A 21,623-nucleotide genomic window follows, 5' to 3' on the forward strand; every position below is an offset into this window, starting at 1 on the left:
TTATAATTTATCTGAAGATGGTAATTCAAAAAAACTAAAGGTCGACTGACCGTATTTACGGCTTTCTATATGATTTGGAATGTTTTGAAGCTTAATTTGCGAAGCATGTTCTATGACCAGCATGCCATCGGGTTTTAATAAATTGCGTTCAAAAACCTTCGTTGCAATACTTCCCGGATTGGCCATATCATACGGAGGATCGGCAAAGATCAAATCGTATTGTTCAGTTTCAAAATCAAGATATTTAAAAACATCCGACTTAAAAGCTTTGATGGCTTCCAGTTTAAATTGTTCAGCCGTCTTTTTGATGTATTCTACGCAGCCGTAAAATTTATCAATTGAAACCACCTTAGGGCAACCACGTGAAGCTAATTCATATGAAATATTGCCTGTTCCTGCAAAAAGATCAAGAGCCGAGGTTTCTTCAAGATCCAGGCGATTGTTTAAAATATTAAAGAGTGATTCTTTGGAAAGATCAGTCGTTGGGCGTACCGGTAAATTTTTGGGCGCCATTAAACGAATGCCTTTCAGCTTGCCGCCTATTATACGCATTGTTGCAAATAAAGTAAGGTATGGAATAAATGCTGTGGAATTTTCTGCATGCTTTTACTATAAGTAATTCCAGCAGGCACGGATCCAAAATTAACGTTTTTAAAATAGAGATGAATAAGATCAGATATCTCGCTGCCACTTTTTACAAAGCCTAATAATACCAATTGAATTTCTTTGGGATCAAGGTTAAGTTGTTTGCACACAAACAAAGGCCAGTAGATCATCTCATCCAAGGTATTGAATGTAAAACGATTGAAAAATTGCAGTTGATTATTGGCTACAAAAGCAATTTCCAGGTAGTTTTTTTCGATGTTTAAGAATAAAGCTGTTTTGTTAAAGTTTTTACTCTGCCTCAAAACACCCTCGATCATGGGAGTCCCTTCAAAAAAAACAGTTGCTCCTTCAAAAAACTTACTGATTTTTTCCTGCACTAAAGGGCTTACTGTGAAAATCATTTTTGCAGTAACCAAACTTAAATCATTGGTCATTACTTTTCCCTTTGGCTTACCAAAATTCAACTCAACATAATCGTTAAGCTTATTAAGTTCATAAAGTTCAGTCGGGATGATGGTTTGTTGTTCAGAAGGAACAATCACGTTGATAGAGCCAAAGTACAATTTCAGCAAATCATCTTGCAAGGCAATACTGTCGAAATTATAATCGATTATGTTTCGATTATTAAACATCACCAATATCTGCTTTTTTTTAGGATCAAAAATGCAATATGAAAAACTGTTTTCGGTAATGCGCACGTTCAACTGATAGCCTGTTGTTTGTTTAGGCTTAAACGATTTATCAATTAATTTAAAAGGTGTGTTTTCCTGCATAAGCTGAGTTGATCCTCACAAAAGTATCATTTTTATTTATTTAGATTAATCAGGATAATCTTTTTAAGAATCAGTGTAATCATCTTCGTAGTTTTACCGTCTAATTGTATGATAGAAACCGGACTTTTAACAAACATATTTCCACATGTGCCCACAGCACAACAAGTGAACTTATTTCAGCAACTGGATGAATTTCTGAAAGTTCGCAATAATGAATCAGTTTTTATTCTGAGAGGTTATGCCGGAACCGGGAAAACTACCGTGGTAAGTGCGCTCGTGAAATTACTGCCGTCGTATAAATTAAAATCGGTACTGCTGGCCCCAACCGGCCGTGCAGCTAAGGTTATTAGTGGTTATTCGGGTAAAGAAGCCTTTACGATCCATAAAAAAATATATCGGAAACGTGATGCAATAAGCCCATCTTCTGGTTTTGTACGAAGCCCTAATCCTCATACTGATACGGTTTTTATTGTCGATGAGGCCTCGATGATCTCCAATCAATCAGCCGATGGAAGCGATTTCTACGGACAGCAATTATTGAGTGATTTAGTGGAGTACATTTTCAATCATAAAAATTGCAAACTCATTTTAGTAGGAGATACCGCTCAGCTGCCTCCTGTAGGTTTAAGCGAAAGTCCGGCGCTCGACAAGGAATACATGAGTTCAAATTTTAACGTGGAGGTTAATGAGTTTGAGTTAACGGAGGTCTTGCGTCAGCAACAAGAGTCGGGCATATTGGAGAATGCAACCCGCGTTCGAGATTTGATTCGTGATGAAATTCAGGAAATACCCCAAATTGTTACCCGGGGGTATGAGGATACTTTCCGCATGAACGGTGAGCGACTGGTGGATGGTTTGAATTATGCTTACGATAAATTTGGGATTGAAGACACTCTGGTTATCTGCCGTTCCAACAAAAATGCGAACGTGTACAACCAGCAAATTCGTGCCCGTATTTTATTTCGGGAAGAAGAAATTTCGACCGGCGATTATTTGATGGTGGTGAAGAACAACTATTCATGGCTGCCTGAAGATTCCGGTCAGGCTTTTATTGCCAATGGTGACATTGCTCAAATTAAACGCATTAAAAACATTTCAGAACAACACGGATTTCGTTTTGCGGATGTAACGCTTGAGTTTCCTGATTATCCAAATGCCCCCCAAATTACCTGTAAAATTTTATTAGACACACTTACTTCCGAAAGCCCAAATTTGCCGTTTGCTGAAAGTAAAAAACTATACGAGGCAGTAAGTGAAGACTATAAGCACATTAGTAACCGGCGCGATCGGGCTCAAAAGATTAAAGAAGATCCATTTTATAACGCTTTGCAGGTGAAGTTTGCCTACGCTGTAACTTGCCATAAAGCCCAAGGCGGACAGTGGAAAGCCGTTTTTATTGATCAAGGATATCTTACTGAAGAAATGATTAATATGGATTTTCTGCGCTGGATGTACACGGCAGTAAGCCGTGCAAGTGAGCAGTTGTATTTTGTGAATTTTGGGGAGCGATTTTTTGAGTAGTGGGGCTCCATGAAACCCCAATTTATTATCAATTTTTACTACCTTCTTCTCTCTAGTTCTTTCATTTTTAGCGTAATCATTCTGCCCACTTGTTCTCCGTTTCGGTAAGATACAGCTTTAAATGTATCAGCGCCTTTAGGGATTTCTAAGGGACCTGCATATTTCTGGTAGAATTGGTCCGGTTCTGTTCCGTCGAATGAAAAATAAATGTCCAACCCTGAGACTTCGGTGTTTACCTGTACTTTATTCTTGAAGTCAGTATCGCGAATTAATTTAACCATTGGATCAAAAGAACTTCGGGCATATTTTATTTCGGCCTGATCAAAACGTTCAAACTGAACTTCCATGCGTTTAGTAAAGCTGTTCCAGTTTTTATTTTGCTTTTGCGACCATAATACTTCGGATAAAGCCAAACCACGCGGCCAGGTCATGTATTCTGCATGGCGGGTGTTCGGGACGGCTTCGGTCCATAAATTACCTTGTCCGCCTAAAATAAACTTCGGATCAACGTTTGGAGGTACCGGTTCAAAGCTATAGCTCGAACTTAAGCGACACGAAGAATAGGTGTAAGGTTCAACAATGGGATCGCCTTGATACAGATCGAGGTAGCAAAATTTATCAGGAGTCATGATTACTTGGTGCCCCATCTGGGCTGCTTCAATACCACCTTGCATTCCTCTCCACGACATTACTGTAGCTTCCGGTGCTAATCCGCCTTCCAAAATTTCATCCCATCCAATCATGCGTTTGCCTTTTGAAATGACTATTTGCTCCATCCGATGGATGAAATAGCTCTGTAATTCTGCCAATGAAGCAATACTATCTGTTTTCATGCGGGCTTTACATTTCGGGCATTTCTCCCAAAAACCTTTATAACACTCATCTCCTCCAATGTGAATGTATGTTCCGGGGAAAAGCCTCGCCACTTCAGTAATTACTGAATCCATAAACTCAAAGCTGCATTCATTGCCGGGGCAGAGGGAGTTTTCCTGTTGCTTGTAAAATTTGTTACCCACATTGACCGTAAATGGTCCGCCGAAACACGAAAGCTCCGGATAGGCCGTTAAGGCTGCCATACTATGTCCGGGTACATCAATTTCAGGCAAAATGGTTACATGGCGTTCAGCTGCATAGGCTACTACTTCTTTAATGTCTTCCTGAGTATAAAATCCTCCATAGGTATTGGCTTCTCCCGGTTCGGGTGCTGCATTGCTGCGCCATTCTCCTGAACGAGGAACACGCCAGGCGCCAACTTGGGTAAGTTTCGGAAAGCTTTTAATTTCAATTCGCCAGCCCTGATCATCGGTTAAATGCCAGTGAAATACATTGAATTTGTATTTCACCATCTGATCGATGTATTTTTTTACATACTCTTTTGGGAAGAAATGACGACTCACATCGAGCATTAACCCGCGCCAGCCGAAACGGGGATAATCAACAATTTCAACGCAGGGCACACTCCAAAATGGTTGATTGCTAGCTGTCTTTCGTTCTATTTCTTTAGGCAGTAGTTGCAATAAGGTTTGCATTCCATAAAACAAGCCTTCACCTGTATTGGCAACTATTTCTACTTTTTTAGGAGTTGCTTTTAAACGATAACCTTCCTTTCCAATTAGGCTATCAATTTTTGCGTTGATGATAAATTGAACGGTGATTTCTTTTCCGATTGATTTTGCTGAGGAATCCTGTAAGGGCAGTTTTAAACCCGTAGGAACCGTAATGATATTGCTGAAGAATTCGGCTGTTTTTTTACTTTCCTCATTATTAAAAATGATTTTGGTATCACGGTCGAGTTTGAAAAAATCGCCCAGCGAATTGACCAAAACGGGTTGAGGAATAATATTGATGTCAGCAGTTTGTGCAAAAGTGGCTGAGAAAATAAATAGTAAGGCAATAATTGATAGCAAAAACCTGCGCAACATGGATCTCTTTCTTGTAATATATTCTTGGTTTCAGCCGAAAATATAAATTTATTTAGAGGTTTAGGCGATAGGCTCAAAAATATGTCGTATTTCTATCATCCATTTACCATTTTACTTCCTTCTGAAGCTTCCAATTGACGCAATTGCAATTCATGGAGTTTAGCCAAATCTGTTTTTAATAATACATCTACACTTAACCCAAAGTGCCGTGATATTTTTACCAATAACTCCAAAGGCGGATTGGCAATTCTGTTCTCATAGCTATTCAAAACCGCACGCGAAACACCCAATTGTTCCGCTAAATCGCCTTGACTTTTTTTTGCCCTCTTTCTCAATAACTTAATGTTTGAATCTAAATACACCATTGCTTTTCAATTAAATTAATGCTAAATTATTTAGCAAAGTTTGATAAAAATATTATCAAAAGCAAATGGAATATGGCCGATAGAAACATAGTACACATGGATTTAGATTCATTTTTTGTGTCAGTAGAGCGATTGAAAAATGATAAACTGAACGATAAACCTATTTTAATCGGTGGCGCTTCTGACCGGGGAGTAGTAGCTTCCTGCAGTTATGAAGCAAGGCTGTTTGGCGTAAGTGCCGCAATGCCGATGCGTATGGCAAAATTACTCTGCCCCGATGCGCTTGTAATAAAGGGCGATATGGAAGAATACTCACGCTACTCCGGTATGGTTACTGAGATTATTAAAGACCGGGCGCCGATTGTAGAGAAAGCCTCTATTGATGAGCATTATCTGGATATTACGGGGATGGACAAATTTTTCGGCTGCTATCAATGGGCGCATGAGCTACGACAAACAATTACTAAAGAAACCGGGCTCCCTATTTCATTTGGGTTGTCGGTGAATAAAACAGTGGCAAAAGTGGCTACGAACGAAGCCAAACCCAATGGCGAAAAGAATGTTGGAAAAAATGCAATACGACCATTTCTGAATCCGCTTTCTATTAAAAAAATACCGGGAGTAGGCACCAAAATTTATCAGCAATTGCGGAGCATGGGCATTGAAACAATTTATACTTTAAGTCAGGTGCCACCTGAATTGATGCAAAAGGTCTTGGGCGAAAATGGGATCACGATCTGGCAGAAATCAAATGGTATCGATGAAACGCCGGTTGTACCTTATATGGAGCGCAAATCAATCAGCACAGAAACCACGTTTGATAAAGATACTATCGATGTAACTTATTTGAACCAGGTGCTGCTAGGCATGGTGATGGAGCTGGCTTTTCAATTACGTGAAGAGCGCCGCCTTACTTCGTGTATCACCGTGAAATTGCGTTATTCCAATTTTGATACGGAAACCAAACAACTGCGTATTCCTTACACGGCATTCGATAAAACACTGATCGACATTACTAAAGACCTTTTTCAAAAATTATACACGCGCAGAATGCTGATCAGGTTAATTGGGGTCAGGTTCTCTCACTTGGTGTCGGGTTTCGAACAGATTAATCTATTTAATGCCTCACAAGAGCAATACAATTTGTACCAGGCCATGGATAAAATCAGGAGAAGATTTGGAGAGAAATCGCTGAGCATGGCAGCAGTTGCACCTAAAAGAGGAATCCTTATTGACGAAACGGTCTAAATTTTCCTTATGTATTTAAATTGTCACAGTGAGTATAGTTTACGCTATGGAGTACTTTCCATAGAACGCTTAGTGGAACTGGCAAAGTTCAACGGTGTGGAATGTATGGCCCTAACCGATATCAATAATTCTACGGGAGGCTGGGAGTTTGGAAAAGCGTGTTTGGATGCGGGAATCAGGCCGGTATTAGGAATGGAGTTTAGGCGAAACGAACGGCTGTTGTATATTGGAATAGCACGCAACATAGAAGGCTTTCGGGAGCTGAACGAATTTCTGACCCATTTCAATTTAACCAAAACGGAGATTCCTGATGAACCCATGTCTTTTTCCAATGCATATGTTATTTACCCTTTTGAAAGTAAATCTGCTAATGAATTAAAGGAAAATGAGTTCATCGGAATACGTGCAAATGAACTAAACAAGCTGTTTGGCCGGCCGTTGGAGGGTTTACGTGATAAATTGGTGGTGTTGCATCCTGTTACGTTTGATGATAAAAAAGGGCGCTACTTGCACGCACATCTGCGCGCTATCGATCTCAATATCTTGTTCAGTAAATTGCAAAAAGAGAATGTGGCTCAAGAAACTGAGTTTATGTTGCCTCTTTCTGAATTAAAAAGACAGTTTGAATTTTATCCTTTCATCTTAAAAAATACCGAGCAACTTATTGCTTCGTGTTCTATAGCGTTTGAAGACGGATCAAAAAATCGAAAAACCTTTTTGGGTTCTAAATATGAAGACAAAGAACTGTTGGAGAAACTAGCTTTTGAAGGGATGGCATATCGTTATGGAAAAAATAACAAAACGGCTCTTGAACGGGTAAAACAAGAATTGAAAATCATCGATGACTTAGGTTTTGCTTCTTATTTCCTCATAACTCATGATATTATTCGCTATACCATGTCGCAAGGGTTTTATCATATTGGCCGGGGCTCGGGTGCTAATAGCGTAGTGGCTTACTGTTTAAAGATTACCGACGTTGATCCTATTGAACTGGACCTGTATTTTGAACGTTTTCTGAACCCCAAACGAAGTTCGCCTCCTGATTTTGATATTGATTATTCATGGGATCAGCGTGATGCCGTACATACTTACTTGTTTAAAAAGTATGGCCAGCAGCATACCGCTTTGTTAGGAACGATGGCCACTTTTAAGAGTAATTCTTCAATACGAGAACTGGGTAAAGTTTATGGTTTGCCAAAAGAAGAAATCGATGAATTAGCCGATTTTCCTCAAAAAGTGTGGAATAGAAATGAGTTGACGCGTAAAATTGTGACCTTGGGTAGAGCAATGGCAGGAATGCCGAATCAACGTTCTATCCATGCCGGAGGAGTTTTGATTGCTGAAAAACCGCTTACTTATTATACCGCTCTTGATTTGCCACCTAAGGGCTTACCAATCGTTCAATGGGATATGTATGAGGCTGAAGAAATTGGTTTTGAGAAGTTTGATATTTTAAGTCAGCGGGGAATTGGTCATATTAAGGAAGCGGTAGATATTGTAAAGAGAAATCGAGGAGTTAAACTCGATATTCACGATGTACCGAAACTCAAAGAAGATGCTAAAGTAAAAGAGCAACTTCATTCAGGCGATAGTATTGGTTGCTTTTACATTGAGAGTCCGGCGATGCGTGGGCTTCTGAAAAAACTAGCCTGTGATACATACCTCACTTTGGTAGCCGCAAGTTCCATCATCCGGCCGGGTGTGGCAAAGTCAGGAATGATGAAACAGTACATTCAATGTTATCATTTCCCCGAAAAGATTAATTATTTGCACCCGGTTATGGAAGAGCAGTTGCAGGAAACCTATGGGGTAATGGTGTATCAGGAAGATGTGCTCAAAGTTTGTCATCACTATGCAGGCTTGGATTTGGCCGATGCGGATGTATTACGAAGGGCCATGAGCGGAAAATATCGTTCAAAAAAAGAATTTGAGCGCATTGTGCAGCGTTTTTTTGAAAACAGCAAAGAATTAGGTCGGCCGGATGACATTACTCGCGAAGTTTGGCGACAAGTGGAATCCTTTGCAGGCTATAGTTTCTCCAAAGCTCATTCGGCATCCTATGCGGTGGAAAGCTTTCAAAGTCTTTTCCTAAAGGTGTATTATCCAAGGGAATTTATGGTAGCCGTGATCAATAATTTCGGAGGGTTTTATAAAACCTGGGTATACATACATGAAGCGAGGCGTGCAGGCTGCACAATTCTTAATCCTTGTGTGAATAAGAGTGAATATACCACTGCCATTTATGATGCTGACGTGTATTTAGGTTTTATCCATGTGGGTAATTTAGAAACTACGTTTGCCAGGTTAATTCCCGAAGAACGGAAGCGAAATGGGGAATATCAAAGTTTGGAAGAGTTTGTCGAACGTACAAATATCACGCTTGAACAGGTAATGCTATTAATACGAATCAATGCTTTCCGCTTTACCGGAAAAAGTAAAAAGGAACTTTTATGGGAAGTGTACAATTACCTCGGGCATAAACGAAAAACACATGAACCGCAGAAGCTTTTCAATGCTCCCAAGAAAAACTATCAATTACCAGAACTAGTAAATACAGTTGTTGAAAATGCATTTGACGAAATTGAATTGCTGGGTTTCCCCGTTTCGATGAGTCATTTTGATTTGTTGCAAACACAGTATCGGGGAGATGTTATGGCGAAAGAGTTGATGCAATATGTGGGTAAGCAAGTGAAAATGCTTGGCAATTTTGTAGCCTATAAAGTGGTAAAAACAGTGCGAGGGCAACTAATGTATTTCGGAACTTTTTTTGATTTCAAGGGAGATTTCTTCGATACTACTCATTTTCCCGATACAGCTGCTGAATTTCCTTTTCGGGGAGGCGGGTGTTATCTGATTTTGGGTAAAGTGGTTGAAGAATTTGGATTTCCGAGTTTGGAAATTGTAAAATTCGCCAAGCTACCAACACTGAAAGACCCGAGGTATTGATTTGCAGATCTTATAGCTCTATAAATTTTAATCCATGGCTGAGATGGAATACATTGATGGTGAATCCCTCAATTTGTCATGCAGAGGCACGAAGCATCCTTTACATAAATGCTATTAACATGGAGATCCCTCATCCCTCGGGATGACATGTTTAACCCTAATTAACAACATTGATCTTTCAAAAATACATTACCTTTGGCCTCGTCATGAATCTTTATACCGAAGTACGATCGCTTATAAAAAAAGAATTGGTGCTGGAATGGCGCTCAAAGTACGCGCTTAATGGCGTTTTGTTGTATGTGGCCGCTACCGTTTTTATTTGCTACCAATCTTTTAAACGTGTTGACCCCATCACCTGGAACGCGCTGTTTTGGGTAATCATGCTCTTTGCAGCCATTAACGCGGTAGCTAAAAGTTTTATGAATGAAAGCAGAGGCAGGCAATTGTACTATTATACTTTGGCAAGTCCGCATGCGATCATTATCTCCAAAATCATCTATAACTTTTTGTTGATGATGCTGTTATCAGCAATTGCCTTGTTCTTTTACAATGTAGTATTCCAGAACCCGATTGGTGACGTACCATTGTACCTGCTTAGTGTTATTATTGGTAGTTTAAGTTTTTCTACTGCTTTTACCATGATATCGGCTATCGCTTCAAAAGCAAATAACAATGCCACTCTAATGGCCATTCTAGGCTTTCCCATCATCGTTCCCATTTTAATCGGACTTATAAAGCTTTCAAAAAATGCTATGGATGGACTGGATCGTTCAGTAAGTGGCGATGAGATAATGCTCTTGATGGGTATAAATGTAATTGTGGTGGTTACATCATTATTGTTATTTCCTTACCTTTGGCGCGAATAATATTCAGATTAGAGAGGCAATAACCAATATCTGAATGATGTAATCATATTTTATAATCACTGTAATCCAGGCATGAAAAATAATTGGTGGAAGTTTTTAGCTGTTGCTTTCGTTTTTTACTCCATAATTGGAGGTTTATTGTTTGAGGTTCCCGTTCGGGCTATTTTAAACGAAACCATTCGAAATCTGTATTTTCACGTGCCGATGTGGTTTGCAATGATCATTGTATTCTGCATGTCAGTTTTTTACAGTGTTAAATATTTGCGAACCGGTCATGAATACGACGATCTTAAAGCTATTGAATATGCCAACGTCGGCGTTATTTTCGGCTGTTTAGGCTTAATAACAGGCATGCTTTGGGCTCAATTTACCTGGGGCGAATGGTGGAGCAATGATCCAAAACAAAACTCTGCAGCCATAGCCATGTTAATTTACCTGGCTTATTTGGTATTGCGTAACTCCATTGACGAGGAACAAAAAAGAGCCCGTATCGGTGCTATTTATAATATTTTCGCTTTTCCGGTAATGATTGTATTACTGTTCGTATTGCCACGCATGACCGATTCATTACACCCTGGCAATGGCGGAAATCCTGGTTTCAACTCTTATGATTTGGATTCACGCATGCGTATGGTGTTTTACCCTGCTTGTGCTGGTTGGATCATGCTTGGTTTGTGGATTGCCCAAATCCGTTTCCGCATGCGCAAATTGGAGAATGACATTTTGCATCAATAAGTTTTGTTGTCCGTTTTGTGTGGATGATACAAAATCCAACTAAAATGTATAGAATGGGTAATGGAGGATTAATGTTTTAATTTTATTGGTGTTTTAGCACGACTGGGCACAAGTTTAAAATTATAAGCTACAATACATTACGATTCTCAATATGCATATCTCAATACTCAAATCGAATATTAATTAATAATGAAAAAATACGCATTAACCCTAATTCTTAGTTTAATCTCTCTGTTTACCTTCGCTCAAACTACTACCAATGGAATTGAAATGGCTGATACTATGCGTAGTTCAGGCAAAATTTACGTGGTTGTTGGGGTAATGGCTATCATTTTTGTCGGTATTGCTATCTATCTTTTTTCGATCGACCGTAAGCTTACTAAGCTTGAGAATGAGCAGCAACACTTAAAAAAATAAGTGTTATTTGGTGCTTGGAGTTTATATAAAAGCGAAAAATAAATCATACAAAACGCGTTATGCAATATGATTTTAAGATACTGATTTTCAATAGTGGTCAGTTTGAGTGAAGTCGAAAACTTGTTGCAAAAAGCTTCGATTCCGCTCAGCGTGACATTAATACAAATTATGATTGTAACGCAATTTTGCAGTTATTGATCTTAATTTTATGTCTCTTATCTTTCGTCTAAATAATTAGTGCTAAACAATCATCAAAATTACTTTGATGGATGTTTAGCATTCTTTATTTTTAATATACCAACTCAATTTTCCTATGGCAACAAAGACACAACTGCCCACATCGCACGAAATAAATTTCTGGGATGATGTGTGTAACTACTTTGATCATGCTGCTGCATATACTAAACATCCTAAAGATGTGCTGGAGATGATCAAAAAATGTAATAGTATCTACTCTTTTCAATTTCCAATACGTAAGGGCGACGGTTTTGAACTCATCTCTGCATGGCGAGTTGAACATTCACACCATAAACTACCCACTAAAGGCGGTATTCGCTATAGTGAAATGGTGTATGAAGATGAAGTGAAAGCTTTGGCTGCACTCATGACTTATAAATGCGCTATCGTAAATGTACCTTTTGGAGGAGCGAAAGGAGGGGTTAAAATCAATCCCAAGAATTATACGGTTCGTGAACTTGAAAATATCACCCGTCGTTACACTTCTGAATTAATTAAGAAAAACTTTATTGGTCCCGGTATTGATGTTCCCGCACCTGATTACGGCACCGGCGAGCGAGAAATGAGCTGGATTGTTGATACCTACCAGGCATTTAATCCGGGGCAAATCGATTCAAATGGATGTGTAACCGGCAAACCCTTGGCTCAGCATGGTATTGCCGGAAGGAGGGAAGCTACGGGCCGAGGAGTTTTCTATGCAGCCCGAGAGTGTGTGAATGTTGCTGAAGACATGAAGAAATTAAAAATGAGTACAGGTCTTCAGGGTAAACGTGTAATTGTTCAAGGTTTAGGCAATGTAGGTTACTACACTGCTAAATTTATTCAGGATGGCGGAGGAATTATTGTAGGTTTATGTGAATACGAAGGTGCGATTTATGATTCCAATGGTTTGGATGTTGATGATGTAGTGCGTCATCGCAAGGAAACCGGATCTATTTTAGGTTATAAAAAAGCCAAAAGCTTTAAAAATAGCGGCGAAGGCTTAATTCAGGATTGCGATATTTTTATTCCTGCCGCCTTAGAAAATCAGGTTACAGAAGCGAATATTAAAGACATTAAAGCCAAGATTATTGTTGAAGGTGCAAATGGCCCGACTACACCTGAGGCTGCCGAATATTTTCTGAAACAAGGAGGCATAATTGTTCCTGATATGTATGCAAATGCCGGGGGAGTAACTGTTTCTTACTTTGAATGGTTAAAAAATCTTTCTCATGTAGCTTTTGGGCGGATTAACAAACGTTTTGAAGAAAATGCTGCTCGCGATATGGTTGATCTGATTGAACGAATGACGGGTAATTCGATTTCATCTGAACAACGTCATATAATTGTGAAAGGAGCTTCCGAGTTAGAACTGGTTAATTCCGGCTTAGAGGAAACCATGGTAAAAGCATACCATGAAATTCGCGATGTGCAAATGAACAATAAAACAATTAAGGATTTACGTACAGCTGCCTTTGTGCTTGCCATTGATAAGGTAGCCGTTTCATACACAAATTTGGGAATTTTTCCATAATTGGACCATATCATGTTTTTCCAGAAAGGTGCGTTGCCAATAGCTTCGTGCCTTTTTTTTGAATAAGTGGTCTTTGGATTTTCTTTTTCTTCCAACAATATTCAGGTACTTTCTCAAAATTATCTCGCATCTCATATTTTAGAAAACATTTACAATAAAATAGGGGCAAGTAAGTTATAAATTCCTATTTTTGCGTTTTGAATAGAAAAGTTTTAAGTCCATGAAAAAGAGCCATATAGTAGGTATTTTGGTTATTGCAGTTGCCATTGCGGCAATCATTTCAACGTATGGTAGCTCAAGTACTTATGCAAATTTTGCAGAAGCGAAAAAATCAGATAAAGAATTGCATGTAGTAGGTCATCTTGATAAAGCTAAAGACATGCATTACGATCCCATCAAGGATGCGAATTATTTTTCTTTTTACGTAAAAGACAATAAGGGCGAAGAATGCAAGGTGGTGTTTTTTGGAACCAAACCTCAAGATTTTGAGCGTTCAGAGCAAATTGTACTTACAGGCGCGATGGTGGGTACAGAGTTTCATGCTTCAAAAATCCTTATGAAATGTCCTTCAAAATACACTGATAATAGTGCTGAAATGAAGGAGTTTAAAGGAACAAAGGCTTCAATATAAATCAGTTATAATTTCGTTGCATTGCAGTGGAAAAAAATAGCTCAAGGTATTGATCATTGCCTTTTCGGTGTTCGTCTTTATTCTTTAATGCTATTCGCTTTCATTTCTATATAATTTAACCCGTTTTAAATGGATATTCAATACGTTGGCGAGCATTTGCTGCCAGGAAAGTTAGGACAGTTCTTTATCATTCTTGCATTCGGAATGTCGTTGCTTTCAACCATTGCCTATTATTTCCAAACCTCAAATGATAAAAATGACCTCTCATGGCGACAAATTGCACGCTGGTCGTTTCGTATTCATACCGTTGCATTAATTGGTATTATAGCTGCGCTGTTCTTCATTATTTACAATCATTATTTCGAGTATAATTACGCCTATTCGCACTCTTCACGGAGTTTGCCTACCCATTATATGATTTCTTGTTTTTGGGAAGGACAAGAAGGGAGTTTCCTGCTTTGGGCATTTTGGCAATTAGTTTTCGGGAATGTATTGATCCGTTTTGCAAAAGACTGGGAAGATAGTGTTATGACCATCGTTGGGTTGTCGCAGGTATTCATTTTATCGATGCTTTTAGGGGTAGAGGTATTCGGATATCGTATCGGTAGTTCACCTTTCATTTTGCTGCGTGATGCAATGCAAGGTGCTCCGATATTTCAAGATCCTCAATATCTAGTTAAATACATTCAGGACGGCCGTGGATTGAATCCTTTGCTTCAAAACTATTGGATGGTTATTCACCCGCCAACTTTGTTCTTTGGTTTTGCCAGTATGGTTGTTCCTTTTGCATATGCAATGGCAGGTTTGTGGACAAAACGTTTAAAAGAATGGGTGAAACCGGCTTTGCCATACGCTTTAGTAGCAGTGATGGTATTGGGAACCGGTATCATAATGGGGGCCTTTTGGGCTTATGAGGCTCTTAATTTTGGTGGTTTCTGGGCCTGGGATCCGGTTGAAAACGCTTCACTGATTCCTTGGTTAACCATGATTTCAGCCATTCACGTATTGGTGGTTTATAAAAATACAGGGCATTCCTATTTCACTGCATTATTCTTGGTGCTGATTAGCTTTATATTGGTGCTCTATGCATCGTTCCTGACACGTAGTGGTATTTTGGGAGAAACTTCTGTACATGCTTTTACTGACTTGGGTATGTCGGGTCAGTTGGTTATTTATGTGCTTGTATTTCTCGCCTTGAGTACCTGGTTAATTGTGAAGAATTGGAAACAATTGCCAATAACCGAAAAAGACGAGCATATTTATTCTCGCGAATTCTGGATGTTTATCGGAGCCTTAGTAATGACTTTGTCATGTTTACAAGTTATAGCAACGACATCTATTCCTGTATACAATAAATTATTTAATGGAAATGTTGCGCCGCCTGTAGATCCTGTTGGTTTTTATAACCAATGGCAAATGCCTTTTGCTGTTATTGTTGCTCTTATTAGTGCTTTCGCACAGTACTTAAAGTATAAAAAAACTGATTCTGTAAAGTTTTGGATCAATACCGGAGTTTCTTTGCTTATGTCGGCATTGGTGACTGCAGTAGTGGTTTACTATACTTTATTGGGTGGTTTAAAATTAGTGTTCGGTGAAAATTATCATAACGATAATCCATTTAACTGGATGTTTGTAATCTTGATTTATGCTTGCGTATTCAGCGTAATCACGAACGCTAAAATTTTAGGAGAAGCCATAAAAGGTAAATTTAAATTGACCGGATCAGCTGTTGCCCACATGGGGTTTGCATTGATGTTAATCGGTGCCACCATTGCCGCTTCTCAGAAACGTGTTATCTCTATTAATACTTCTGGTTTTGATTACGGTAAAGAATTCGATTCAAAAAATAAGCGCGAAAACGTATTGCTTTGGAAAGGTGAGTCGATGAAAATGGATAAGTACCTCGTTACTTATACCGGTGATACTACTGAAGGCGTGAATACTTATTATCGCGTAAACTACAAAGTTGTAGATGAATCAAATAAAGTAGTAGAGAACTTTGATCTGAATCCACTTGGTCAAATTAATCCAACAATGGGTTTAGTAGCGTCTCCAGATACCCGTCATTACCTTACTCATGATATCTACACTCATGTAAGTTCCGTTCCGAAGAGAGAGGAGGATGCGGCTGCAGAAGGACATGATGGACATGCTGAAGATGAAGGATACAACCCTCCATCGACCTATAAAGTAAGTGTAGGCGATACCATCAATTTTGACGAAGGAAAAGTCGTTGTTCGCGGAATCAATAAGGATGTTCATCTGAAAGATATGACGATCAATCAGGGTGATATTGCAGTTGGGTTAACATTGGCGGTAATTGGAAATTCGGATCGTAAAGAAACCATCGTCGAACCTGTGTATCTAATCAAGAATCGCAGTCAGTTTACGCTTTCAAAAAAGATGGAAGAATTCGGGTTGAAATTCAAATTCACTAAAATCATACCTGACGAAAATAAGTTTGAATTGGTGATGTTGAAGAAACCGGGCAAACAAAAAGATTACGTTATCATGAAGGCCATCGTGTTTCCATATATTAATTTCTTGTGGGGTGGTACTATCATTATGGTAATTGGTTTTGCTTTCTCTATTTCAAGAAGATTAAAAGAACTGAAAGATGCCAAGTCAAAAGATCAAACAGAAAAGATGAAAGACGTAGTTCTTTAATCTTAAAGACTTTGATCTCAAATATATGAGAATAACAATTATCGGTTCAGGAAATGTAGCTACAGTATTGGCTTTCGCCTTAAAACGCGGAGGACATGAAATCGTTCAAGTGTATAGCCGAACTAAGGCTAATGCTATTGAACTGGCCGAACAGGTAGATGCCAAGGCGGTAAATGAGTTCGCGGATATACATGTAAATGCAGACTTATACATAGTTTCCGTTAAAGATGATGTGATTGCTAAAACTGCCAATAGCTTTAACGTTGACGGAAAGATTGTTGTTCATACAGCGGGTAGTATTCCGATGGAGGTCTTAAAAGCTTCATCTGATAACTATGGTGTTTTCTATCCTTTGCAAACCTTTTCTAAACAACGGACGCAAAGTTTTGAAAGCATTCCTATTTGTTTAGAAGCTTCGGATGAAAGAACAATGAAGGCGTTGAAAGAACTTGCGAATTCAATTTCGACAAATGTAACTGAAGTAAACTCCGAACAGCGTAAGGTGTTGCATTTAACAGCAGTTTTTGCGTGCAATTTTGTAAACCATTTATACACGCTTTCGGAACAATTACTGAAAGAACATAAATTATCATTTGATTATATTCGTCCGCTTATTATTGAAACGGCAGAGAAAATCAAAAATATTAATCCTTTAGAGGCCCAAACCGGTCCGGCAAGACGTAATGATCAGCAGGTAATGTTAAGTCATTTACAAATGCTTGAAAACGAGCCGGTATTGAAGTCTATTTACACCCTGCTGTCGGAAAGTATTGTCAATACCTATAATTCGCAGCAATAATTTATAATTTTGAGCCCATGAATGTATTTAAGCTAAAAATAAATTTTGAAGAAGCCGGTAAAGAGTCCATAGAACTTCCAATTGCTGTAGGGGAGTCGGTGCTGGATGTTTGCATGGATAACGATATTGAATTGCAACATAATTGCGGTGGTGTTTGTGGTTGTAGTACCTGTCATATTTATGTGGTAAATGGGATGGAGAATCTACCTGAAATATCCGACAAGGAAGAAGATTTTATCGACCGTGCCGTAAATCCTACTATTTATTCTCGTCTGGGTTGCCAATGTGTGGCCACAGATGGCAATTTCGAAATTCTTGTTCCTGATCAGTCAGGATTTATGGGACACTAGAGAAAGCATGAGTGAAGGATAAGAGGAGTGAATGTTCGCTTCTAATAACCCATCCCGAAATTATAATCGGTGTATCACAATAATAATAAAGTATCGGTGTAATCAATTTAGCATCGGTGTAATCAACTAAAAATATGATCCAAGATAAGTTTGCTTTACCAATAAAATGGAATGATTATGAAGACATCGCCATGGGACTTTATGAAAAGTTTGGTGATGATTTCGATGAATCAAGAATTTACCGCATTCGTTTTACCGAATTAATTGATTGGGTTTTATCTATTCCACATTTTGCCGGAAAACGTGAAGAATGTAACGAAGGTCACTTAGAGCAAATTCAAAGTGCCTGGGTTTACGAATGGCGAGATAACCAATAATTTTAATTATCGATTATGAATTATGAATGTGATTATCATTTGTAATTCATAATTCAACATTCATTCAACATCTATAATTCCTAATGAGTTTTCTTCCTAAACTTGCTTCCATTACTACTTTTATTTTTGATGTTGACGGTGTATTAACCGACGGCTCTGTTTTGGTGACTGAAGACGGCCATCATTTACGCAGTTTCAACATTAAAGACGGTTATGCTATTCAGTTGGCCATAAAAAAAGGCTACCACGTTGCTATTATATCTGGAGGTACTTCTGAAGGTGTAAGAAAGCGACTTCAAGGATTGGGCGTAAAAGATATTTTTTTGGGTGCCGGACGCAAAGTTGAAGTATACGAACGTTACCTTGCCGAAAATAACATTACCGATGAACAGGTTCTCTATTTAGGAGATGATATCCCTGATCTTGAAGTAATGAAAAAAGTGGGTATTCCTGCTTGTCCAAATGATGCGGTTGCTGAAATTCAACAAATTTGCACGTATATTTCTCCTAATTTAGGCGGTAAAGGTGTTGCCCGTGATGTGATTGAAAAAGTGATGAAAGTGCAACGCAAATGGGCCGATGATAAGCAAGGTTTTATCTGGTAGGAACAAAAGTTTAAAGTTTTAAAGCAAAAAGCATAAAACCGATAGCAAAAAAGTCTTTATTCTTTGCTCTTTAATCTTAATTTAATAGACTGTGCAATTTTCAAAGAAAATAATTTTAGCCTCTAAATCTCCCCGTCGTCAGGAACTGTTAAAACTGATGGGTTATGAGTTTGAGGTGGTGTTGAAAGAAGTTGATGAATCCTACCCGGTATCTCTTAATCCTGAGGAGGTAGCATTATACATCGCTGAAAAAAAAGCGGATGCCTACGAGCACAGCATTCATGGTGAGATTGTCATCACCGCTGATACCCTTGTTTGTGTTGATGGAAAGATTTTAGGAAAACCAACTGATAAGGCAGAAGCGATAGCGATGATTCGTACGCTTTCAGGTAGGAGTCATCAGGTGATTACCGGAGTCGCCATATTACATGCGCATGAGCTAATCTCATTTGCTGATACAACCCTTGTGTATTTTGCTGAGTTAAGTGATGAGGAGATTGAGTTTTATATTGATACGTATCAACCTTATGACAAAGCCGGAGCTTATGGTATACAGGAGTGGATTGGGGTTAATAAAATTGAAAGGATTGAAGGTTCTTATACCAATGTAATGGGGCTTCCTACTGAAAAATTATACCGCTATTTACAGCTTATTCACTAAGTCTCTTCGTTCAATTGCCATTTCTGCTAAAACACCTTCTTTTAAAGCATAGGTAGAAAGTAGCATGTGTTTCGCTCCGATTTTCTTAAGCACAAAATTGGTCAGGACCGCTGAAACCACAATCATATCAGCACGCATAGCGATAATGGCCGTATTGAGAATGCGGTCAGTATGGGTTGAACTCATCAGCCATTGATAAATATGATCAAATTCGCTGAGTACGAATTTGAAATCAGTTTTTTCATGCAGAGATGAATGATGGAAATGCTGACAAATCATTTCGGTAAAGGTTTCAAAAGACCCGGCAGAACCGATAATTTGATCGATTTTTGTTTCTTCGGCAGCGATGAACAAAGGCACTAAAACCTGTGAAAAGTAATCTTCTAATTCTTTAATATTCTGCTTGGAAATCGGGTCGCTGAGTTGGAATTTTTGGATTAAGCGTGAAGCCCCAATCTCAAAGCTTTGCTTCCAAAATATCTCGTTTTCATCACAAATAATAAACTCAACGCTTCCGCCGCCAATATCCATGATCAATGAGCGATGGCTTTTCAGTTCAACAGCTTCTCGTACTCCTTTGTAAATTAGTTCAGCTTCGCGATCACCATCAATGACTTCGATTTTCTGGCCGATTATTTTTTGCACTTCTTCGGCAAACGCTCTTCCATTAGCAGCATTGCGTAGCGCAGATGTGCCTATGGCTTTAAGTTGATCAACCTGAAACTCTTTTAATTTTATGTCGAAATAGGAGATCGCTTTTAAGCCGCGTTGGAAGGCTGTGGGGACAATGATTTTTTTATTAATTCCTCCTTCACCCAGTTTTACTGCGATATTTTCTTTATACAATTCATCCAGTTTACCGTTTTTTACTTCGGCAATTAGTAAATGAAATGTATTGGTTCCCATATCAATAACAGCAAGCTTCATTTGAGTAGAATTGGGATGAATGATAAAAGAATGCAAAAATACACAATAATTAAATTTTATTAATGATTTTTCGATAGCAAAAGCAGAAAGCCAAAAAACTTTCTGCTTTCAACTTTAAGTGTTTTTACACTATTTATAAAACAACCATTTTCCTAATTCCTTCCAGCTAGCTCTTTTTCCGTACATTAAAATACCTGTACGATAAATTTTGGCCGCTAGCCAAACTGTTAAAAAGAAACCGGCAACTAATAAACCCATTGAAAGGATTATTTCCCAGGTTGGTACTCCAAATGGAATGCGTACCATCATCACAACAGGTGAAAATAAAGGTATCATCGACATCCAAAATGAAATCGGACTATCCGGATTATTGACCACAAAATTTATAGAAAAGATAAAAGCGAAAATTAAGGGCATTGTCACCGGCAACATAAACTGTTGCGTTTCTGTTTCACTATCAACAGCTGAACCAATTGCAGCAAAAAAGGCACTGTATAATAAATAACCTCCTAAGAAATAAAATAAGAAACAGCCAATAATTAATGGAAAGTTAATGGTTTCAATTGCTTTAAGTGCTCCTGAAAGTACATCTGTAGTTCCGTTATTAGCATGTTGAACCGTTGTCGCTGCTATTGGTGCTTTTTGCAATTGCTCCAGTTGAGTTTTAGGCATTAATTGTTTACTGATAACCGTTGTTACTGTTGTGCTTAATACAACCCAAAGTAGAAATTGGGTGAGACCTACAAGCGCAATCCCAATGATTTTGCCCATCATTAATTGAAAGGGCTTTACCGATGAAATCACCACTTCAACAATTCTATTGGTTTTTTCTTCAATTACGCCTCTCATTACCTGTACGCCATAAATAAAAATGAACATGTATATTAAGATAGAACAGGCAAGGCCAATCCCAAATGCAGCCCCTGAACTACCTTCTTCCTCACCGGTTGAGGTTATTTTTTTTGTGTCAACAACAATATTCGTCTTAAGATTACTGAGCAGTTTTTCATCAATTCCTGCCTGAATTAATCTTCTTTCATGAATAATATATTCCAGCTGCTTTTCTATCGTTCCGGTTACTGAAAATCCAGCTTGTTTTTCAGAGAAGAGCTCCACTCCGCTAAGGTCGTTACCTTCAAATTTTGGTATGTAAAGCAGGTAATTATTACCATCGGTTTTGATGTTTTTCTTCGCCTCATTGATGGAGATGTTGAGGTATGTAAAATTCAAGCCGGCATCGTTTGTAAGCTTATTTTTAAAAACGCCGCTTTCATCAATAACAATTACATTTTTAGGACCGCTAATTTCATTGCCTTTTAAAATAAGATAACCGATCAGCCCATACATGGCCATTATGATCAAGGGAACAAGAAAAGTCATAATGATGAATGATTTTTTCTTCACCCTGGAGAGGTATTCACGTGATATGATGAGTAGTATTTTATTCATGATTTGTC

Annotated in this window: 20 protein-coding genes; 14 read left to right on the top strand and 6 right to left on the bottom strand. The window is 38.5% G+C overall.

Going from position 1 to position 21,623, the window contains the following annotated elements; translation table 11 throughout:
* Together FN756_RS09775 and FN756_RS09780 are read right to left on the bottom strand one after the other, a co-directional pair.
* Entirely contained in the window at positions 1–552 is a 552-nt protein-coding gene (locus FN756_RS09775; protein ID WP_142603784.1) for an RsmD family RNA methyltransferase, read from the bottom strand.
* Entirely contained in the window at positions 543–1,379 is an 837-nt protein-coding gene (locus tag FN756_RS09780; protein WP_142603786.1) for a DUF3822 family protein, read from the bottom strand. Before FN756_RS09780 ends, FN756_RS09775 begins: the two co-directional genes overlap by 10 nt.
* Positions 1,380–1,487: 108 nt before the next feature.
* On the opposite strand from FN756_RS09780, the gene FN756_RS09785 reads away from it, so the two are divergent.
* On the top strand, positions 1,488–2,900 hold the full coding sequence (locus FN756_RS09785) for an ATP-dependent DNA helicase (protein ID WP_142603788.1): 1,413 nt from the start codon (positions 1,488–1,490) through the stop codon (positions 2,898–2,900).
* Between the two features lie 38 nt (positions 2,901–2,938).
* On the opposite strand, the gene FN756_RS09790 is transcribed toward FN756_RS09785, so the two are convergent.
* A complete protein-coding gene (locus FN756_RS09790) occupies positions 2,939–4,822 on the bottom strand; it encodes a beta-N-acetylhexosaminidase (protein ID WP_142603790.1) in 1,884 nt (627 codons plus the stop codon).
* Between the two features lie 95 nt (positions 4,823–4,917).
* Positions 4,918–5,187: a helix-turn-helix transcriptional regulator gene (locus tag FN756_RS09795; protein ID WP_142603792.1), complete on the bottom strand. Its 270-nt coding sequence runs from the start codon at positions 5,185–5,187 to the stop codon at positions 4,918–4,920.
* Positions 5,188–5,205: 18 nt separating this feature from the next.
* Between FN756_RS09795 and dinB the strand changes: the two genes are divergently transcribed.
* The 13 genes from dinB (at position 5,206) to FN756_RS09860 (ending at position 19,239) form a co-directional block, all read left to right on the top strand.
* Positions 5,206–6,435 carry a DNA polymerase IV gene (dinB, locus tag FN756_RS09800; RefSeq protein ID WP_246085461.1) on the top strand — a complete coding sequence of 410 codons (1,230 nt, stop codon included), beginning with the start codon at positions 5,206–5,208 and terminating at the stop codon, positions 6,433–6,435.
* A gap of 9 nt (positions 6,436–6,444) precedes the next feature.
* Positions 6,445–9,381: a DNA polymerase III subunit alpha gene (locus tag FN756_RS09805; protein WP_142603794.1), complete on the top strand. Its 2,937-nt coding sequence runs from the start codon at positions 6,445–6,447 to the stop codon at positions 9,379–9,381.
* A 206-nt stretch (positions 9,382–9,587) separates the two neighbouring features.
* Positions 9,588–10,247: a heme exporter protein CcmB gene (locus FN756_RS09810; RefSeq protein WP_142603879.1), complete on the top strand. Its 660-nt coding sequence runs from the start codon at positions 9,588–9,590 to the stop codon at positions 10,245–10,247.
* A 72-nt stretch (positions 10,248–10,319) separates the two neighbouring features.
* A complete protein-coding gene (gene ccsA, locus FN756_RS09815) occupies positions 10,320–10,982 on the top strand; it encodes a cytochrome c biogenesis protein CcsA (RefSeq protein WP_142603796.1) in 663 nt (220 codons plus the stop codon).
* A 189-nt stretch (positions 10,983–11,171) separates the two neighbouring features.
* Entirely contained in the window at positions 11,172–11,399 is a 228-nt protein-coding gene (locus FN756_RS09820; protein WP_142603798.1) for a CcmD family protein, read from the top strand.
* 313 nt (positions 11,400–11,712) lie between these two features.
* On the top strand, positions 11,713–13,149 hold the full coding sequence (locus FN756_RS09825; protein ID WP_142603800.1) for a Glu/Leu/Phe/Val family dehydrogenase: 1,437 nt from the start codon (positions 11,713–11,715) through the stop codon (positions 13,147–13,149).
* 220 nt (positions 13,150–13,369) lie between these two features.
* The gene (locus tag FN756_RS09830) at positions 13,370–13,780 is read left to right on the top strand and encodes a cytochrome c maturation protein CcmE domain-containing protein (protein WP_142603802.1); all 411 of its coding nucleotides are present in this window, start codon (positions 13,370–13,372) and stop codon (positions 13,778–13,780) included.
* 129 nt (positions 13,781–13,909) lie between these two features.
* Positions 13,910–16,447: a heme lyase CcmF/NrfE family subunit gene (locus tag FN756_RS09835; RefSeq protein WP_142603804.1), complete on the top strand. Its 2,538-nt coding sequence runs from the start codon at positions 13,910–13,912 to the stop codon at positions 16,445–16,447.
* Positions 16,448–16,472: 25 nt separating this feature from the next.
* Positions 16,473–17,246, top strand: a complete 774-nt coding sequence (locus FN756_RS09840; RefSeq protein WP_142603806.1) for a Rossmann-like and DUF2520 domain-containing protein — start codon at positions 16,473–16,475, stop codon at positions 17,244–17,246.
* 17 nt (positions 17,247–17,263) lie between these two features.
* Complete coding sequence (locus tag FN756_RS09845; RefSeq protein ID WP_142603808.1) at positions 17,264–17,596, top strand: 2Fe-2S iron-sulfur cluster-binding protein; 333 nt, start codon at positions 17,264–17,266, stop codon at positions 17,594–17,596.
* 134 nt (positions 17,597–17,730) lie between these two features.
* Positions 17,731–17,973, top strand: a complete 243-nt coding sequence (iscX, locus tag FN756_RS09850) for a Fe-S cluster assembly protein IscX (RefSeq protein ID WP_142603809.1) — start codon at positions 17,731–17,733, stop codon at positions 17,971–17,973.
* A gap of 83 nt (positions 17,974–18,056) precedes the next feature.
* Positions 18,057–18,578, top strand: coding sequence for a KdsC family phosphatase (locus tag FN756_RS09855; RefSeq protein ID WP_142603811.1), 522 nt, complete (start codon positions 18,057–18,059; stop codon positions 18,576–18,578).
* 91 nt (positions 18,579–18,669) lie between these two features.
* Positions 18,670–19,239 carry a Maf family nucleotide pyrophosphatase gene (locus tag FN756_RS09860; RefSeq protein WP_142603813.1) on the top strand — a complete coding sequence of 190 codons (570 nt, stop codon included), beginning with the start codon at positions 18,670–18,672 and terminating at the stop codon, positions 19,237–19,239.
* Here the strand turns inward: FN756_RS09860 and FN756_RS09865 are convergent.
* Positions 19,222–20,166, bottom strand: a complete 945-nt coding sequence (locus FN756_RS09865; protein ID WP_142603815.1) for a Ppx/GppA phosphatase family protein — start codon at positions 20,164–20,166, stop codon at positions 19,222–19,224. The two genes, FN756_RS09860 and FN756_RS09865, sit on opposite strands and share 18 nt — an antisense overlap.
* A 129-nt stretch (positions 20,167–20,295) precedes the next feature.
* Positions 20,296–21,615 (bottom strand): ABC transporter permease, encoded by a 1,320-nt coding sequence (locus tag FN756_RS09870; protein WP_142603816.1) that lies wholly within the window; start codon positions 21,613–21,615, stop codon positions 20,296–20,298.
* Between the last annotated feature and the right edge of the window lie 8 nt (positions 21,616–21,623).

It is taken from the genome of Solitalea koreensis (assembly GCF_900182575.1).
Lineage (GTDB): Bacteria > Bacteroidota > Bacteroidia > Sphingobacteriales > Sphingobacteriaceae > Solitalea > Solitalea koreensis.

Excerpts from the sequence above, each read along its gene's own strand:
- FN756_RS09775 (WP_142603784.1), bottom strand. The coding sequence starts at position 552 with ATGCGTATAATAGGCGGCAAGCTGAAAGGCATTCGTTTAATGGCGCCC.
- FN756_RS09780 (WP_142603786.1), bottom strand. The coding sequence starts at position 1,379 with ATGCAGGAAAACACACCTTTTAAATTAATTGATAAATCGTTTAAGCCT.
- FN756_RS09785 (WP_142603788.1), top strand. The coding sequence starts at position 1,488 with ATGATAGAAACCGGACTTTTAACAAACATATTTCCACATGTGCCCACA.
- FN756_RS09790 (WP_142603790.1), bottom strand. The coding sequence starts at position 4,822 with ATGTTGCGCAGGTTTTTGCTATCAATTATTGCCTTACTATTTATTTTC.
- FN756_RS09795 (WP_142603792.1), bottom strand. The coding sequence starts at position 5,187 with ATGGTGTATTTAGATTCAAACATTAAGTTATTGAGAAAGAGGGCAAAA.
- dinB (WP_246085461.1), top strand. The coding sequence starts at position 5,206 with ATGCTAAATTATTTAGCAAAGTTTGATAAAAATATTATCAAAAGCAAA.
- FN756_RS09805 (WP_142603794.1), top strand. The coding sequence starts at position 6,445 with ATGTATTTAAATTGTCACAGTGAGTATAGTTTACGCTATGGAGTACTT.
- FN756_RS09810 (WP_142603879.1), top strand. The coding sequence starts at position 9,588 with ATGAATCTTTATACCGAAGTACGATCGCTTATAAAAAAAGAATTGGTG.
- ccsA (WP_142603796.1), top strand. The coding sequence starts at position 10,320 with ATGAAAAATAATTGGTGGAAGTTTTTAGCTGTTGCTTTCGTTTTTTAC.
- FN756_RS09820 (WP_142603798.1), top strand. The coding sequence starts at position 11,172 with ATGAAAAAATACGCATTAACCCTAATTCTTAGTTTAATCTCTCTGTTT.
- FN756_RS09825 (WP_142603800.1), top strand. The coding sequence starts at position 11,713 with ATGGCAACAAAGACACAACTGCCCACATCGCACGAAATAAATTTCTGG.
- FN756_RS09830 (WP_142603802.1), top strand. The coding sequence starts at position 13,370 with ATGAAAAAGAGCCATATAGTAGGTATTTTGGTTATTGCAGTTGCCATT.
- FN756_RS09835 (WP_142603804.1), top strand. The coding sequence starts at position 13,910 with ATGGATATTCAATACGTTGGCGAGCATTTGCTGCCAGGAAAGTTAGGA.
- FN756_RS09840 (WP_142603806.1), top strand. The coding sequence starts at position 16,473 with ATGAGAATAACAATTATCGGTTCAGGAAATGTAGCTACAGTATTGGCT.
- FN756_RS09845 (WP_142603808.1), top strand. The coding sequence starts at position 17,264 with ATGAATGTATTTAAGCTAAAAATAAATTTTGAAGAAGCCGGTAAAGAG.
- iscX (WP_142603809.1), top strand. The coding sequence starts at position 17,731 with ATGATCCAAGATAAGTTTGCTTTACCAATAAAATGGAATGATTATGAA.
- FN756_RS09855 (WP_142603811.1), top strand. The coding sequence starts at position 18,057 with ATGAGTTTTCTTCCTAAACTTGCTTCCATTACTACTTTTATTTTTGAT.
- FN756_RS09865 (WP_142603815.1), bottom strand. The coding sequence starts at position 20,166 with ATGAAGCTTGCTGTTATTGATATGGGAACCAATACATTTCATTTACTA.
- FN756_RS09870 (WP_142603816.1), bottom strand. The coding sequence starts at position 21,615 with ATGAATAAAATACTACTCATCATATCACGTGAATACCTCTCCAGGGTG.